The 16,513-nt window shown below is 57.3% G+C and carries 14 protein-coding genes; 7 read left to right on the top strand and 7 right to left on the bottom strand.

Translation table 11 applies throughout. The features are described 5' to 3' along the window. The first annotated feature begins 184 nt into the window (after window positions 1-184). The 3 genes from nrdA to yfaE all read left to right on the top strand — a co-directional run bounded on the left by nrdA (window position 185) and on the right by yfaE (window position 3,955). Complete coding sequence (gene nrdA, locus PGS10_RS16615) at window positions 185-2,470, top strand: class 1a ribonucleoside-diphosphate reductase subunit alpha (protein ID WP_015365619.1); 2,286 nt, start codon at window positions 185-187, stop codon at window positions 2,468-2,470. Between the two features lie 100 nt (window positions 2,471-2,570). Then, window positions 2,571-3,701, top strand: coding sequence for a class Ia ribonucleoside-diphosphate reductase subunit beta (nrdB, locus tag PGS10_RS16610; protein ID WP_015365618.1), 1,131 nt, complete (start codon window positions 2,571-2,573; stop codon window positions 3,699-3,701). Next, window positions 3,701-3,955: a class I ribonucleotide reductase maintenance protein YfaE gene (gene yfaE / locus PGS10_RS16605; RefSeq protein WP_015365617.1), complete on the top strand. Its 255-nt coding sequence runs from the start codon at window positions 3,701-3,703 to the stop codon at window positions 3,953-3,955. The genes nrdB and yfaE overlap by 1 nt, the downstream gene beginning before the upstream one ends. 94 nt (window positions 3,956-4,049) lie before the next feature. On the opposite strand, the gene glpQ is transcribed toward yfaE, so the two are convergent. Together glpQ and glpT are read right to left on the bottom strand one after the other, a co-directional pair. Then, on the bottom strand, window positions 4,050-5,117 hold the full coding sequence (gene glpQ / locus PGS10_RS16600) for a glycerophosphodiester phosphodiesterase (protein WP_047066185.1): 1,068 nt from the start codon (window positions 5,115-5,117) through the stop codon (window positions 4,050-4,052). Between the two features lie 9 nt (window positions 5,118-5,126). After that, on the bottom strand, window positions 5,127-6,473 hold the full coding sequence (gene glpT, locus PGS10_RS16595; RefSeq protein ID WP_047066187.1) for a glycerol-3-phosphate transporter: 1,347 nt from the start codon (window positions 6,471-6,473) through the stop codon (window positions 5,127-5,129). A gap of 271 nt (window positions 6,474-6,744) precedes the next feature. Between glpT and glpA the strand changes: the two genes are divergently transcribed. From glpA to glpC, 3 genes are read left to right on the top strand one after another with little or no spacing between them, the layout of a single operon-like run. Then, complete coding sequence (gene glpA, locus PGS10_RS16590; protein ID WP_316423269.1) at window positions 6,745-8,367, top strand: anaerobic glycerol-3-phosphate dehydrogenase subunit A; 1,623 nt, start codon at window positions 6,745-6,747, stop codon at window positions 8,365-8,367. Then, entirely contained in the window at window positions 8,357-9,616 is a 1,260-nt protein-coding gene (glpB, locus tag PGS10_RS16585) for a glycerol-3-phosphate dehydrogenase subunit GlpB (RefSeq protein WP_316423268.1), read from the top strand. The genes glpA and glpB overlap by 11 nt, the downstream gene beginning before the upstream one ends. Then, window positions 9,613-10,800 (top strand): anaerobic glycerol-3-phosphate dehydrogenase subunit GlpC, encoded by a 1,188-nt coding sequence (gene glpC, locus PGS10_RS16580; protein ID WP_316423267.1) that lies wholly within the window; start codon window positions 9,613-9,615, stop codon window positions 10,798-10,800. Before glpB ends, glpC begins: the two co-directional genes overlap by 4 nt. A gap of 1 nt (window position 10,801) precedes the next feature. Here the strand turns inward: glpC and PGS10_RS16575 are convergent, their stop codons facing one another. The 3 genes from PGS10_RS16575 to PGS10_RS16565 all read right to left on the bottom strand — a co-directional run bounded on the left by PGS10_RS16575 (window position 10,802) and on the right by PGS10_RS16565 (window position 13,851). Then, window positions 10,802-12,001: a nicotinamide mononucleotide deamidase-related protein YfaY gene (locus PGS10_RS16575; RefSeq protein WP_045391423.1), complete on the bottom strand. Its 1,200-nt coding sequence runs from the start codon at window positions 11,999-12,001 to the stop codon at window positions 10,802-10,804. A 94-nt stretch (window positions 12,002-12,095) separates the two neighbouring features. Then, the gene (locus PGS10_RS16570) at window positions 12,096-12,638 is read right to left on the bottom strand and encodes a YfaZ family outer membrane protein (protein WP_015365610.1); all 543 of its coding nucleotides are present in this window, start codon (window positions 12,636-12,638) and stop codon (window positions 12,096-12,098) included. A gap of 283 nt (window positions 12,639-12,921) precedes the next feature. Then, complete coding sequence (locus PGS10_RS16565) at window positions 12,922-13,851, bottom strand: Rpn family recombination-promoting nuclease/putative transposase (RefSeq protein WP_047078300.1); 930 nt, start codon at window positions 13,849-13,851, stop codon at window positions 12,922-12,924. Between the two features lie 137 nt (window positions 13,852-13,988). Here PGS10_RS16565 and nudI point away from each other — a divergent pair, with 137 nt between their 5' ends. Continuing rightward, window positions 13,989-14,414: a nucleoside triphosphatase NudI gene (nudI, locus tag PGS10_RS16560; RefSeq protein ID WP_047078301.1), complete on the top strand. Its 426-nt coding sequence runs from the start codon at window positions 13,989-13,991 to the stop codon at window positions 14,412-14,414. Here nudI and PGS10_RS16555 read toward each other — a convergent pair. Both PGS10_RS16555 and tctD read right to left on the bottom strand, forming a co-directional pair. Next, window positions 14,411-15,820, bottom strand: a complete 1,410-nt coding sequence (locus PGS10_RS16555) for a sensor histidine kinase (RefSeq protein WP_045391433.1) — start codon at window positions 15,818-15,820, stop codon at window positions 14,411-14,413. The genes nudI and PGS10_RS16555 overlap by 4 nt on opposite strands. Continuing rightward, a complete protein-coding gene (gene tctD / locus PGS10_RS16550; RefSeq protein ID WP_047043263.1) occupies window positions 15,807-16,484 on the bottom strand; it encodes a transcriptional regulator TctD in 678 nt (225 codons plus the stop codon). The genes PGS10_RS16555 and tctD overlap by 14 nt, the downstream gene beginning before the upstream one ends. Window positions 16,485-16,513: the final 29 nt, after the last annotated feature.

Genomic DNA, 16,513 nt, shown 5'->3' with positions numbered 1-16,513 from the left:
CAACCTCAAATTAACGTCAAAATCAACCCTTGTACTCAAAAGAATCCTTACTAAAATAACTCACCATATAGCGTTCTTTTTATCGACAACCCCCTACATATAGTATTTATCCACAGAGTTAGTCACAACGACTTGCTGTGGATAAATGGGGGGATATTTTTTCTCACGGACAGGTAAAAACCACATGAATCAGAGTCTGCTGGTGACAAAGCGCGACGGTAGCACCGAGCGTATCAATCTCGACAAAATCCATCGCGTACTAGATTGGGCGGCAGAAGGACTGAATAACGTTTCGATTTCTCAGGTAGAACTGCGTTCGCATATTCAGTTCTATGACGGCATCAAAACCGCCGACATCCACGAGACCATTATTAAGGCCGCAGCGGACCTGATCTCCCGCGATGCACCGGACTACCAGTACCTCGCCGCGCGACTGGCGATTTTCCACCTGCGCAAAAAAGCGTTTGGCCAGTTTGAACCGCCGGCGCTGTACACCCATGTGGTGAACATGGTCGAAAAAGGTAAATACGATCATCATCTGCTGGAAGACTACACGGAAGAAGAGTTCCAGCAGATGGACGGTTTTATCGACCACTGGCGCGATATGAACTTCTCCTATGCCGCCGTTAAGCAGCTGGAAGGTAAATACCTGGTGCAGAACCGCGTCAGCGGCGAAATCTATGAAAGCGCCCAGTTCCTCTATATTCTGGTCGCGGCTTGCCTGTTCTCTAATTATCCGCGTGAGACCCGTCTGGACTACATCAAGCGTTTCTATGACGCGGTGTCCACCTTTAAAATTTCGCTGCCGACGCCGATCATGTCCGGCGTGCGTACCCCTACTCGTCAGTTCAGCTCCTGCGTGCTGATCGAGTGCGGCGATAGCCTGGATTCGATCAACGCCACCTCCAGCGCGATTGTGAAATACGTTTCCCAGCGCGCCGGTATCGGTATCAACGCCGGCCGCATTCGCGCGCTGGGTAGCCCGATCCGCGGCGGCGAAGCTTTCCACACCGGCTGCATCCCGTTCTATAAGCACTTCCAGACCGCGGTGAAATCCTGCTCACAGGGCGGCGTCCGCGGCGGCGCGGCCACCCTCTTCTATCCAATGTGGCATCTGGAAGTCGAAAGCCTGCTGGTGTTGAAAAACAACCGCGGCACCGACGCCAACCGCGTTCGCCACATGGACTACGGCGTGCAGATCAACAAGCTGATGTACACCCGCCTGCTGAAAGGCGAGGACATCACCCTGTTCAGCCCGTCCGACGTTCCTGGCCTGTACGATGCGTTCTTCGCCGATCAGGACGAGTTCGAACGTCTGTACACTAAATACGAAAAAGACGACAGCATCCGCAAACAGCGTATTAAAGCCGTTGAGCTGTTCTCGCTGATGATGCAGGAACGCGCCTCCACCGGCCGTATCTATATCCAGAACGTTGACCACTGCAACACCCACAGCCCGTTCGACCCGGTTGTCGCGCCGGTGCGTCAGTCTAACCTGTGCCTGGAAATCGCCCTGCCGACCAAACCGCTGGACGATGTGAACGACGAAAACGGCGAAATCGCGCTGTGCACGCTGTCGGCGTTCAACCTTGGCGCCATCGATAGCCTCGATGAGCTGGAAGATCTGGCGGTGCTGGCGGTGCGCGCCCTGGATGCCCTGCTGGATTATCAGGATTACCCAATCCCGGCGGCCAAACGCGGCGCGATGGGTCGTCGTACGCTGGGCATCGGCGTTATCAACTTCGCTTACTATCTGGCGAAACATGGCAAACGCTACTCCGACGGCAGCGCCAACAATCTGACGCACAAAACGTTCGAAGCTATTCAGTATTATCTGCTGAAGGCCTCCAACGAACTGGCTATCGAACAAGGCGCCTGCCCGTGGTTCAACGAAACCACCTACGCGCAGGGTATTCTGCCGATCGATACCTACAAGAAAGACCTGGATGCGATCGTGAGCGAATCCCTGCATTTCGACTGGGAGCAGCTGCGCGAATCCATCAAAACCCACGGCCTGCGTAACTCCACGCTCTCCGCATTGATGCCGTCTGAGACCTCTTCGCAGATCTCCAACGCCACCAACGGCATTGAGCCGCCGCGCGGCCACGTGAGCATCAAAGCGTCGAAAGACGGGATCCTGCGCCAGGTCGTTCCGGATTACGAAAATCTGCAGAACGCCTACGAACTGCTGTGGGAAATGCCGAATAACGACGGCTATCTGCAGCTGGTCGGCATCATGCAGAAGTTTATCGATCAGTCGATTTCCGCCAACACCAACTATGACCCGACGCGTTTCCCGTCCGGAAAAGTGCCGATGCAGCAGTTGCTGAAAGACCTGCTCAACGCCTATAAATTCGGCGTGAAAACGCTGTACTATCACAACACCCGTGATGGCGCGGAAGACGCCCAGGATGACCTGGCGCCGTCAATTCAGGACGACGGCTGCGAAAGCGGCGCATGTAAGATCTAAGGTATTTTTGCCGGGTGGCGCGATGCCTACCCGGCCTACGGTTTTGTAGGCCCGGCAAACGCAGTGTTGCCGGGCGATACAATCTCAACAGGACCCACTCATGGCATACACCACTTTTTCACAGACGAAAAACAATCAACTGCTTGAGCCGATGTTTTTTGGCCAGCCGGTTAACGTGGCCCGCTACGATCAGCAAAAATATGACATCTTTGAAAAGCTGATTGAAAAGCAGCTTTCCTTCTTCTGGCGCCCGGAAGAAGTCGACGTTTCGCGCGATCGCATCGACTATCAGGCGCTGCCGGAACATGAAAAGCATATTTTCATCAGCAACCTGAAATATCAGACGTTGCTCGACTCCATCCAGGGCCGTAGCCCGAACGTCGCGCTGCTGCCGCTGATTTCCATCCCCGAACTGGAAACCTGGGTGGAAACCTGGGCCTTTTCCGAGACGATCCACTCGCGCTCTTACACCCATATTATTCGCAACATCGTCAACGATCCGGCGACGGTGTTCGACGATATCGTGACCAATGAGCAGATCCAGAAACGCGCGGAAGGCATCTCTCACTATTACGATTCGCTGATCGAAATGACCAGCTACTGGCATTTGCTGGGCGAAGGCACCCACACCGTCAACGGCAAAACCGTGACCGTGAATCTGCGCGAGCTGAAAAAGAAACTGTATCTGTGCCTGATGAGCGTCAACGCGCTGGAAGCGATCCGCTTCTACGTTAGCTTCGCCTGCTCCTTCGCCTTTGCCGAACGCAAGCTGATGGAAGGCAACGCCAAGATTATTCGCCTGATCGCCCGTGATGAAGCGCTGCACCTGACCGGCACTCAGCATATGCTGAACCTGCTGCGCTCCGGCAGCGACGATCCGGAAATGGCGGAAATCGCCGAAGAGTGCAAACAGGAGTGCTATGACCTGTTCGTGCTGGCGGCGCAGCAGGAAAAAGAGTGGGCGGACTATCTGTTCCGCGACGGCTCGATGATCGGCCTGAACAAAGATATTCTCTGCCAGTACGTCGAGTACATCACCAATATCCGCATGCAGGCGGTGGGCCTCGATCTACCGTTCCAGACCCGCTCCAACCCGATCCCATGGATCAACACCTGGCTGGTTTCCGACAACGTTCAGGTCGCGCCGCAGGAAGTGGAAGTCAGCTCTTATCTCGTCGGCCAGATCGATTCTGAAGTCGACGCTGACGATCTGAGCAACTTCCAGCTGTAATGAAGCGGATTTTCTTGAGGATTTCTGACACTCGCCTTGAGTGTCAGGATGAACATCCTTCCCTGTTGGCCGCGCTTGAATCGCATAACATCGACGTGGAGTATCAGTGCCGCGAAGGCTATTGCGGTTCCTGCCGCACGCGTCTGGTGTCAGGTCAGGTTGACTGGCTGACCGAACCGCTGGCGTTTATCCAGCCGGGAGAAATTTTGCCCTGCTGCTGCCGGGCGAAAGGCGATATTGAGATCGAGATGTAAGTGTTGTCGATGTGTGCGGCCTGATGCCCTCACCCCGGCCCTCTCCCACAGGGAGAGGGAAAAACATAAAAAAGGGCCTTACGGCCCTTTTGTTTTATTTCGCGTCCAGGAACTGCACCGCTTTATCCGGGAAATCGGTAAACAAGCCGTCGACGCCCGCCTGGTTATACAGCACGTCATAGAGCTGATTAACGTTAGTGGCGTACTCCGGCAACTGATCCGCGCGCACGGTGTACGGATGCACCTGCAGATGGCTGGCGTGCGCCTCTTTTACCATCGCCGTCAGCTTCACCGCGCCCGGCTTCGAGCCTTCCGCTACCAGCATATGGTAATCCGGGCCGATACCGTCGGCGTACTGCGCAATTTGCGTCATCGCCCCCGGCTTGAACATCCAGTCATAGCTGTAGTTCACCCATTTACCATCGGCCTGTTTCTGCTGCGTTTCATTCCAGTCGGTATAGGCGATGAGCTGCACCAGATTGAGATCCATCCCCATCTTCGGCTCCAGCTCATTCTTAATGCGTTTGAGCTCGTTGGCGTCAAAGCACTGCAGATAAACCTTATCCTGCTTGCTGGTGTAGCCATATTCCTTCAGCACTTTCAGCGTGCTGGCGGCAATATCTTTGCCTTCCTGATGGTGGAACCACGGCGCTTTGATTTCCGGGTAGATACCGATATTTTTACCCGTCGAATGGTTTAGCCCCTGTACAAACTCAATCTCTTCTTCAAAGGTATGAATACGGAAATCGGATTTACCCATCGGGAAACGCCCGGGATAGGTTTGCACGTTTTTACCATCTTTCGGCTCAAAACCTTCGGTGAACTTCAGCGACTTAATCTCGGCCAGGGTAAAGTCAATAGCGTAAAAACGACCATCTTTACGCGCCCGCTGCGGGAAACGCTGCGCTACGTCAGTCACCCGATCAAGATAGTGGTCATGCAACACCACCAGCCGGTCGTCTTTGGTCATCACCAGGTCTTGCTCAAGGTAATCCGCCCCCTGAGCGTAAGCCATCGCTTTCGCCGGCAGGGTATGTTCCGGCAGATACCCGCTGGCGCCGCGGTGGGCGATGACAATCTTCTCTGCCGCGACGGCGCTGAAGCACAGCGCCGAACTGGCCAAAATCATTCCGCTCATTAGCGCGGTAAGTTTCATTTTCATCGCCGCTCCTTAGGCTTGTTTCAGTTGTTGATGATGACGACGCTCGCCAAGCATAACGATAATCAGCAGCAGAACCGCCAGTACGCTACCGCCAATCATTACCATGAAGCCGCCGTCCCAGCCGAAGAAATCGACGGTATAGCCAACAATGGCGCTCGCGGCTACGGAACCGCCGAGATAACCGAACAGACCGGTGAAGCCCGCAGCGGTGCCGGCAGCTTTTTTCGGCGCCAGTTCCAGCGCATGCAGACCGATCAGCATCACCGGGCCGTAAATCAGGAAGCCAATGACGATCATACAGGCCATATCGACGCCCGGATTACCCGGCGGGTTCAGCCAGTAAACGACGGTGGCGATGGTCACAAGAGTCATAAAGAACACGCCGGTCGCGCCGCGGTTGCCTTTAAATACTTTGTCCGACATCCAGCCGCACAACAGGGTGCCCGGAATGCCCGCGTACTCATAGAGGAAGTAGGCCCAGGAGGATTTATCCAGCGCGAAGTGTTTGACCTCTTTCAGGTAGGTCGGCGACCAGTCCAGAATGCCGTAGCGCAGCAGATAAACGAAGACGTTAGCGATAGCGATGTACCACAGCAGCTTGTTCGGCAGAATGTACTGCATAAAGATCTGCTTCGCCGTCAGCTCTTCTTCGTGCTTTTCGCTATAGTCATCCGGATAGTCGTTTTTATACTCTTCGATCGGCGGCAGACCGCAGGACTGCGGGGTATCACGCATCATCGCAAAAGCAAAAATGGCCAGCAGAATCGCGCCGAAAGCCGGCATATACAGCGCCGCGTGCCAGTCGTTAAACCACGCCATCCCCAGCAGGAACAGCAGCGGCGGAATACCGCCGCCGACGTTATGCGCGCAGTTCCACACTGAGACAATCCCGCCGCGCTCTTTCTGCGACCACCAGTGCACCATGGTACGACCACACGGCGGCCAGCCCATCCCCTGGAACCATCCGCAAAGGAACAGCAATACGAACATGATCATGATGCTGGAAGTCGCCCACGGCACAAAGCCCATCACCAGCATCACCAGCGCCGCCAGAATTAACCCTGCTGGCAGGAAAATGCGCGGATTCGAGCGGTCGGAGACCGATCCCATGATGAATTTCGAAAATCCGTAGGCGATGGAGATACCCGAAAGCGCGAAACCGAGGTCGCCACGAGAGAACCCCTGCTCAATCAGATAAGGCATCGCCAGCGCAAAGTTCTTACGAACCAGATAGTAAGCGGCATAACCGAAGAAGATGCCAATAAAGATCTGCCAGCGTAATCGACGATACAACGGGTCGATTTCCGCCGCCGGCAAACGCGCTTTATGCGCTGCGGGTTTAAAAATACTTAACATATCAGCCTCCGTGGCCATTGCTGTTTCACTGACATCGACGCAAAAAATATAATTTATTCACGCACTTCTAATTAGGTCGCGATGGTAGGCAAAGCGTAGAACTAATACTGTGAAATATCGCACATTTTGTTACAGATATATGACAAAATTTTCCAATGTGAGCACAAAATCACAGCAAACGCTCGAATTGCGCGCAAATATGCTCGAAATCAAACATTCCACACTGTTGATATGGCTAAATGGTGTAAAACGAAAGTAGAGGGACCGGAAGATGGCCGAGACGCAAGAATTTGATGCGCTGATTATTGGCGGCGGCGCCACCGGCGCGGGAATCGCCCGCGACTGCGCCCTGCGCGGGTTACGCGTAGCGTTGATTGAGCGGCACGATATCGCCACCGGCGCCACCGGCCGTAACCATGGTCTGTTGCACAGCGGCGCACGCTATGCCGTCACCGATGGCGAATCCGCTCGCGAATGCATCAGCGAGAATCGCATTTTACGCCGCATCGCCCGCCACTGCATTGAACCCACCAACGGGCTGTTTATCACCCTACCCGAAGATGACATCGCCTGGCAGCAAACCTTTATCAACGCCTGTCAGCAGGCCGGTATCGATGCCAAACCGCTTACCCCCGCTGAAGCTTTGCGTCTGGAACCCGCGGTCAACCCGACGCTGCTTGGCGCCGTACAGGTACCGGACGGCACCGTCGATCCGTTCCGCCTGACGGCCGCTAATATGCTCGACGCCCGCGAACACGGCGCGCAGATCCTCACCGGCTGCGAGGTTACCGGCCTGCTACGTCAGGGCGATCGTGTGTACGGCGTACAGATCTACGATCATCAACGCCGTGAAGCGCGCAGTATGCGTGCACAGGTCGTCGTCAACGCCGCCGGGATCTGGGGCCAACGCATCGCGGAATACGCCGATCTGCGCGTCTCCATGTTCCCGGCAAAAGGCTCGCTGCTGATCCTCGATCACCGCATTAATAACCAGGTGATTAACCGCTGCCGCAAGCCGGCGGATGCCGATATTCTGGTGCCCGGCGATACCATCTCGCTGATTGGCACCACCTCGACGCATATTCCTTATGACGAAATTGACGATAACCGGGTGACGACGGAAGAGGTCGATACGCTGCTGCGCGAAGGTGAAAAACTGGCGCCGATCATGGGGCGCACCCGAGTACTACGCGCTTACTCCGGCGTCCGGCCGCTGGTCGCCAGCGATGACGATCCCAGCGGACGCAGCGTCAGCCGCGGTATTGTGCTGCTCGACCACGCCCAGCGCGACGGTATGGAAGGCTTTATCACCATCACCGGCGGTAAGTTGATGACCTACCGTCTGATGGCGGAATGGGCCAGCGACGCCGTCTGCCGCAAACTCGGCAATACTGAGCCGTGCCGCACCGCGGAGCGTCCGCTGCCGGGCTCGCAGGAAGCTACAGAAACCACGCTGAAAAAGATTATCTCGCTACCGACACCGCTGCGCGGGTCGGCGGTCTATCGCCACGGCGACCGCACCCCGGCATGGCTCGGCGACAGCCGCCAGCACCGCAGCCTGGTCTGTGAATGTGAAGCGGTCACCGCCGGGGAAGTGCAGTACGCGGTAGAGAATCTGGCGGTGAAGAATCTGCTCGACCTGCGCCGCCGTACCCGAGTCGGTATGGGCACCTGCCAGGGGGAACTGTGCGCCTGCCGCGCCGCCGGGCTGCTACAGCGCTTCAACGTCGCCACACCGGCGCAGTCGTTAACTCAGCTGTCGGAATTTCTTAATGAACGCTGGAAGGGCGTTCAGCCCATCGCCTGGGGCGACGCGCTGCGCGAAAGTGAATTTACCCGCTGGGTCTACCTCGGCTTATGCGGACTGCAAAAGGAGCATCAGGATGAAATTTGATTGCGCCATCGTCGGCGGCGGACTAGCCGGTCTACTGTGCGGGCTGGCGCTGAATCAATACGGCCTACGCTGCGTGATAATCAGCCGCGGGCAAAGCGCGCTGCACTTTTCCTCTGCTTCGTTAGACCTGCTCTCGGCGCTGCCGAACGGTGATACCGTCACAGACGTCGCACAAGGTCTTCAGCAACTGGCCGTTCAGCTTCCTGAACACCCTTACTCCCGCCTCGGCGCAGACGCGGTGCTCGAATACGCCAGGCAGACCGAAACGCTGCTGGCCGCTTGCGGCGCGAACATGCAAGGCGAAGCGCGCCAACCTCATCTGCGGGTGACGCCGCTGGGGACGTTGCGCCCGGCGTGGCTGTCGCCGGAAGAGGTTCCGCTGGCGCCCTTCGCGCAGCAACGGGTATGCCTGGTAGGAATTAGCGGTTTTGCCGATTTTCAGCCGCACCTGGCAGCCGCCGCCCTCGGGCAGAGCGGAGTGAATGCCACCGCCGCGGAGATTGATTTACCGCTGCTTGATGTGCTGCGCGATAACCCTACGGAGTTCCGTGCCGCCAACATCGCCCGCGTGCTTGATAATGAAAACCTGTGGCCTGCCCTGCAGTCCGCGCTGCTGCCGCTGGCGCAAGAGTACGAGCTGCTGATGATGCCCGCCTGTTTTGGGCTCGTGGATAATCGCCTCTGGCATTGGCTACAGGAACATCTGCCCTGCCCGCTGCGCCTGCTGCCGACGCTACCGCCTTCGGTGCCGGGGATGCGCCTGCATAGCCAGCTTCAGCGTCGGTTCATCCGCACCGGCGGTACCTGGCTTGCCGGTGACGAAGTGGTGAAAATCAGCCATCAGCAGGGCGCCGTCGAGGCCGTCTGGACGCGAAATCACGGCGATATCGCGCTGCGCCCGCGCTTTACCGTGCTGGCGAGCGGTAGCTTTTTCAGTAACGGTCTCGTCGCCACCCGTGATAGCGTGCGCGAACCGATTCTCGGCCTCGATCTGCAGCAAACGCTGGCGCGCGATAGCTGGTATCAGCGTGATTTCTTCGCGTCACAACCGTGGCAACGCTTTGGTTTAAAGACGGACCCCATGCTGCGCCCACACCTGCTCGGCCAGCCGCTGAGTAATCTTTTCGCTATCGGCTCGCTGCTCGGCGGTTTCGATGCCATTCAACTTGGCTGCGGCGGCGGCGTTTGCGCCGTCACCGCGCTGCATGCCGCCAGACAGATCCACGACCTTGCAGGAGGCCGGCCATGAACGATACCCGCTTTGAAAGCTGCATAAAATGTACGGTCTGTACCACCGCCTGCCCGGTGAGCCGGGTGAATCCGCGCTATCCTGGCCCGAAACAGGCGGGGCCGGACGGCGAACGTCTGCGTCTGAAAGATGGCGCGCTGTACGACGACGCGCTGAAATATTGTATTAATTGCAAACGCTGCGAGGTGGCCTGTCCATCTGATGTGAAAATCGGCGATATCATTCAACGCGCGCGTGCGCAGTACAGCCAGCAAACACCGACCCTGCGCGATGCTATCCTCAGCCATACCGACCTGATGGGTACCCTTTCCACGCCTTTTGCGCCGCTGGTCAACGCCACGACCGGTTTAAAACCGGTGCGCCGCCTGCTCGATGCGGCGCTGAAAATCGACCATCGCCGCACGCTGCCAAAATATGGCTTCGGCACCTTCCGCCGCGCTTACCGCCAGCTCGCCGCCGCACAGGCGCAGTACAGCGAGCAGGTGGCTTTCTTCCATGGCTGCTACGTCAACTATAACCACCCGCAATTGGGTAAGGATCTGATTCGCGTCGTCAACACGCTGGGTACCGGCGTGCAGCTCTTATCAAAAGAAAAATGCTGCGGCGTCCCGCTTATCGCCAACGGCTTTTTTGACAAAGCGCGCAAGCAAGCGCACAGCAACGTCGCCGCCATGCGCGAAAACACCTTGCCGATCATCGCCACCTCTTCAACCTGTACTTTTACCCTGCGCGATGAATATCCCCATCTCCTGGATATCGATAACAGCGATCTGCGGGATCGGGTGGAGTTAGCAACCCGCTGGATTTGGAAACAGCTCGATGCCGGCAAAACCCTTCCATTGCGCCCGCTGCCGCTGAAGGTGGTCTATCACACTCCATGTCACATGGAAAAAATGGGCTGGTCGCTATACACCCTTGAGCTTTTGCGCCAAATCCCGGGCCTACAGCTGGAAGTACTGGATTCGCAGTGCTGCGGTATCGCCGGCACCTTCGGCTTTAAGTCGGAAAACTATTCGTCGGCGCAGGCGATTGGCGCACCATTATTTCGCCAGATTGAGGAGAGCGGCGCGGACTTAGTGATTACCGATTGCGAAACCTGCAAATGGCAGATAGAGATGTCCACCAGCAAGCGCTGCGAACATCCCATTACTCTGCTGGCGCAGGCGCTGGGGGCGCCTGCCTGAATCAGTCGATAAACAGCGTCTCGACGACGTTGATCCAGCCATGCTCGCCGCTGACCGGCTTACCGTTGAGCCAGCGGCGCAGCATATTCAGCGCCATCATGGCGCACACTTCTTGTCGCACCGCCAGCCCGTGGCGATTCACGCTGAACTTAACCCGCAGCGCGTGCGTACCTTCCGGCGTCGCCAGCACAAAGTTCAGGTAATCGGCCTCCTGACCGCTGACCGACAATGCCAGTCCGGCAAAATGGTTTACGCGCCGCTCGGCGGCCCAGCGCGCCGATTGCGCCAACGTCTCCTCCTGCGCCGGCACCACTTCGCTGGCGAGAAGCGGCGCGTTCGCCCGCCTCAGCTGCAGCGCCAGCAGGCCGCTGGTGAACTGTTCGCTCAAGGTCAGGCTAAGCTGACGCTCCTGCAGGCAGCGCGCGATCTGCGCCGGTAACCCTTCCGTGCCCTCGAAGATAACGCTCTCCCCGGCCACTTTACGCACCTCTGGCCACAACGCCAGCATCGCATCGCGCTGCGTGGCAGGACCGGTCAGCTTCAGTTCGATAATCGGCATTGACGAGCGATAGCCCATCACCACACCCGGCGGTAGCTGCAGATGGTTGAGGCTCTGCGCCAACTCGCTTTCCGAACGTCCGAAGGTAGTTAAACGCAGACAAACCGGCGGCGACGGAAGCGTGAAGCGCGCACGTAAACGCGGTACGATCTCCTGCTCGACCATAACTTTGAATTCAGACGGCACGCCGGGGGTGAAAAACATCAGGCAGCGGTTGAGCTGTACGGCGAACCCGCAGGCGGTGCCCACCGGATTATTGATCATTTCGGCGCTGGCGGGGATTTCCGCCTGCTTGCGATTGCTTTGCGCCATTGGCCGACCGCGCTCGGCAAAGAATCGCGTCATCGTCTCCAGCCATTCAGCGTTGAGGACCAAACCTTCGCCTTTCGCCGTCGCCGCCGCCAGCGCGCTAAGATCGTCGCTGGTCGGCCCCAGACCGCCATTCACGATCAGCACATCCGCCTGTTCGCTGCGTTCGCGCAGAATAGCCACCAGCGCGTCGAGGTCATCGCCGACGGTATTGCGGCGCGTTAACGGTAAACCCTGATTAAAAAAGTAATCCGCCAGCCAGGCGGCATTGGTATCGACAATCTGCCCATGCAGCACTTCATCGCCGGTGGACAGCATTTCCACTTGTAGCATTATGAACTCCAGCCTGATAAGTCGAATTACTATAGCGCAAAGGCGCGGGCTGGCGACGAAGAAATTTGGCGCGGCGGCAGGCCGCGCCGGAGGATTAGAAGCTGGCGCTGGCGCCGATGTACGGACCGTCGGCGATAGTGTTATCACGGTTGCCGTCTTTACCCGCCAGGTTCAGATAGCGATAGCCTGCCTGGATGCTAAGCGGACGCATAATGGTCCAGCTGGCGCCGACGTTAGCTTCTTCATAGCTATCGATGCCGCTGGAGAGTGAATCAGGCGAGTAGTAATAGTCGCCGTACAGACGGAAGCTATCGCCGATTTTCCACTGCAGGCCGCCGCCGACCGCCGCCGCGTAACCTTCATCGCCCTGCTTCGGATTGGTGTAGATACCTTTGCCACCCACGGTCGCCAGGAATGGTCCCAGCGGAATATTCAGACCCAGACCCAGGCCCGCGGCGTCGCCGTCGTTATCGCTGTGCAGCCAGTTGCCGGAAATTGCCAGGCCGGTGGATTCGGTGCCAAAGCCAACGCCGAGGTTGGTATAGTGCTCGCCGGCTTCGCCGGTAACGCTAATAGCATGGGCCGCCGAGGAAACCATCATTACCCCGGCCAGGGCCATAAAAATGCTCTTTTTCATTATTTACTCTATCCAGAAAAGAAGAATCAAAGAAGTCCCGAAAAAACCAGAAAATTCTACTGCGCACCCGTCAGGAATCAATGACCTGGCGAAATGATTTTTCACAAGAGTGTAACCAGTTGCGTCTTTTTACATCAATACCGACGCGCATTTGCGAAAGAAAGTAAATTCCACCGAATTCAAATTCAGCGTAATTATATTTAATTAGGTCGTATTGATTAAATAAATCTATATAAACCTGCGCAATCAGCGTCGCGCAGGCCATTTGAAGGATGCAGAAAAATTAATGGGCGAGCAGGGCCAGACGCTCCGGCGCAAGCCCCGTCAGCTTCGCCACCAGCGCCAGGTCAAGCCCGTTTTCCAGCATCGCCTGGGCAATACGTTGCGCAGCCAATTGTTCTCCCTGTTCAAGACCTTGCTGCAGGCCCTGCTCAAGGCCCTGCTGATGGCCGCGTTGTTCCAGAAACTGGGCAATGTTCATTAGCGTCTCCTTATGCGGCCGTCTGGGGACATTTTGCGCAAGATTACGTAAAAAGGCGACCGGATCGGCGGCATTTCCTGCCTGCAATAAATAGTGAAGCAGCGTCCTGAGCTGTCTGCGGCTAGTGTATCCCAGCGCCAACAGGCTGGCTAGTTGCTCCTGCAGTTCCATCATATCGCGTTGCCGGATATGCTTTTGCAGCAACTCAAGCATCGCGACCCGTCGGTGCTGCATTATTGTATCGTCAGGAAGCACCGTGATATCGATTAAGTGAAAATCCTGATTGTATACCTGCCGCGCGGTTTGTGGATGAGCAAATCCTTCCAGCCAGCACATGGGATACGGCCAGGGCGAGACTTGCCCATGATAAAAAAGCAGCGGGATCACCAACGGCAGTTGCGTATGCCCTTTATCCAGATGCCGCTGCATCGCTGCTATCGCATAACGCATCAGGCGAAATGCCATATGACGGTCCACAGAGCTTTGATGTTCGATAAGCAGATAGATATATCCGTCTCCCGCCTGGGTTTGCAGCGAGTAAAGAATATCGGAATGGCTGGCGCGCAGGTCTTCATCGATAAAACTTCCGGACTCCAACTGCAGCGTTTGCAGATCGCATAATTCTCGCAAATGTTCAGGAAGGTGAATGTCCAGAAAATCCCGCGCCGTCGCCCGATGCGACAGCAGGTGTTTAAACACGGCGTCATGTGGGGAATGGGTGGTCCTTTCCATGGTGGCTCTCCATAAGATAATTTCGCTTAACTTAGCACTCTGTAGAGCCAGCGCCGTATTTCCCTTGCGGTTTGCCGAGGCGCCTCGCAAACTGTTTCCTCGATACCCGGCCCGACTCACTGCGAAGGAGAAAAATCATGCGTCAAAGGACGATTGTTTGCCCGCTCATCCAAAATGATGGCCATTATCTGTTGTGCAAGATGGCTGCCGACCGCGGGGTTTTTCCCGGACAGTGGGCGCTGTCCGGCGGCGGCGTGGAACCGGGGGAAAGTATTGAAGAGGCGCTGCGACGCGAAGTCCGCGAGGAGCTTGGCGAAAAACTGCAGTTGACCCACATCACGCCATGGAGCTTCCGCGATGATACCCGCGTGAAAACCTATGCCGATGGTCGCCAGGAAGAAATCTACATGATCTATTTGATTTTCGATTGCATAAGCGCCAACCGCGAGGTCACGATCAACGAGGAATTCGACGATTACGCCTGGGTGAAGGGCGAAGACCTGCAACATTACGATCTTAATGCCGCGACCCGCCTCACCCTCAGCCAGAAAGGGCTGCTTTAAGCCACGGTCAGCAGACGCAGCGTCACCTTTAATCCTCCCAGGCTTTCGCTGCGCGACAGTTGCGGCCGGCTACGATGCAGACGCGCGATATCGTTTACCAGCGCCAGGCCCAGCCCGGCGCCGGGTAGGCCGCCGCCATTCTCCAGCCGTCGAAACGGCGTCAGCGCCTGGTGAATCAGGTTTTCCTCGATGCCCGGGCCGCTATCCTCCACGCTCAGCGTGACGGCTTCGCCATCGCGATGCAGGCTCAGCGTCACCGTTCCGCGTTCCGGCGTGTAGCGAATCGCATTGTCGAGCAGGTTGGCGCACAGTTCGCCCAACAAAACGCCATCACCCAAAACGTACACCGGCGACTGTTCGCCCTCATAACCCAGATCGATGTTTTTACTGCGCGCCTGAGCAATACGCGAAAAACAGCTATGGTGCACGACCTCCTGCAGATCGACCGCGGCAAACGCCTGCTCGCCCTGCTCCCGGCGTTTCACCGTCGCCAGTTGCAACAAACGTTCGGTGAGTAAAATCGTATCATCCAGCGTCGCGCGCATGGCCTGCAAACTCTCGCGCCACAGCCGCGGATCGTCGCTGGCCAGCGCCACCGAAGCCTGGGTTTTCAGGACCGCCAGCGGCGTTTTCAACTGATGTGAAGCATCGGCGCTAAAGCGTTCCTGCCGGGAGATCATCACCCGCAGGCGGTCGATATAGCGGTTAAAAGCCACGATCAGCAGCCGCGTTTCCGACCACGGCAACAATTCCGGTAGCGGCGTCAGCAGGCCGGGTTCACGGCGCACCATCAGCGCCGAGAGCTGACGCATTGGCCGCAGAACGCGGCGCAGTAGCCACCCCGCCAGTACCAACGTCAACAGCACTAATAAGCCCTGCGACACCCAGGATGAAAACAGCAGTTGTCCGGCCAGCCAGCGCCGCGACTGCAGCGTTTCGGCAATATAAATCTCCGCCATACCAACGATACCGCCTTCGTTGACCGGCTGCAGCAGGCGCGCCACGCGGATGGCCTGACCGCGGTATTCGGTATGATAAAACCATGCCAGCGCCGGATAAAGTTGAGTTCGTGAAGTGGCCGGCGGCATCGCCGGCAGATCGTCAAAGCCGGAAATCACTTTCCCCTGCGGGTCGACCACCTTGTAATACAGCCGGTCGTTCATGTTGAGTTCAAAGCTGTCCAGCACCACCCAGGGCACATTGACCTCCAGATGGCCGCCGCGCACTACCAGCCGCTCCGCTACGGTACGCGCCGAGGAGAGCAGCGTACGATCGTAGGCCTGCGTCGCCGCCTGCAGTGCGCTCACGTAGCTATTGAATGCCGATAACCCCCATAACAGCGCCAGCGGCAGGCCGAGAAACAGCAGCAGTTGGGCATACAGCGATTGCGGTTTACCCCAGCTCATGCGGCTCACACTCCAGCAGATAGCCCAGCCCGCGTAGCGTAGTGACACGCACGTTACTCTGCTGGAGCTTCTTGCGCAGACGGTGAATGTAAAGTTCGATGCTTTCCGGACTGACGTCGTCGCTGAGGCTAAACACCTGTTCAAACAACTGCTGGCGGGAAACCGGACGGGTACGGCGAAACATCAGCACTTTCAATAGCGCCAGCTCGCGCGGCGTCAGGGGCAACATCTCACCGCGCAGCAGAAAATAGCCTTCATCGCGATATTCCAGATCGCCAAGCTGCTGCACCTCATGTACCTGCCCTTCGCTACGTCGCAGCAGCGCCCGCAGCCGGGCGTCGAGCTCCTCCAGCTCGAAAGGTTTAGGCAGGTAATCGTCGGCGCCGACGTTCAGCCCTTTCACCCGGTCAGCTACCGCGCTGCGCGCGGTCAACAGCAGCACCGGCAGCGTTTGTCCGCGCTTACGTAACCGCTGTACCACCTCGAGGCCATCTAAGCCCGGCATACCGATATCCAGCACCGCCAGCGCATATTTTTCGCTTTGCAGCAGGTGATCCGCCGCCCGGCCATCAAAAACGCAATCCACGGCAAAACCGCCCTGCACCAACGCTTTTTCCAGCCAGTGAGCCAGCTCACGGTTATCCTCGGCTAATAAGAGACGCATATCACATCCTGTAAAGTTGCTGCCGCATT

The sequence above is a fragment of the Klebsiella sp. 141153 genome, from assembly GCF_032601995.1.
Classification (GTDB): Bacteria; Pseudomonadota; Gammaproteobacteria; order Enterobacterales; family Enterobacteriaceae; genus Klebsiella; species Klebsiella aerogenes.
Note: the sequence above shows the minus strand (reverse complement) of the source record. Positions and strands in the feature narration are given on the sequence as shown.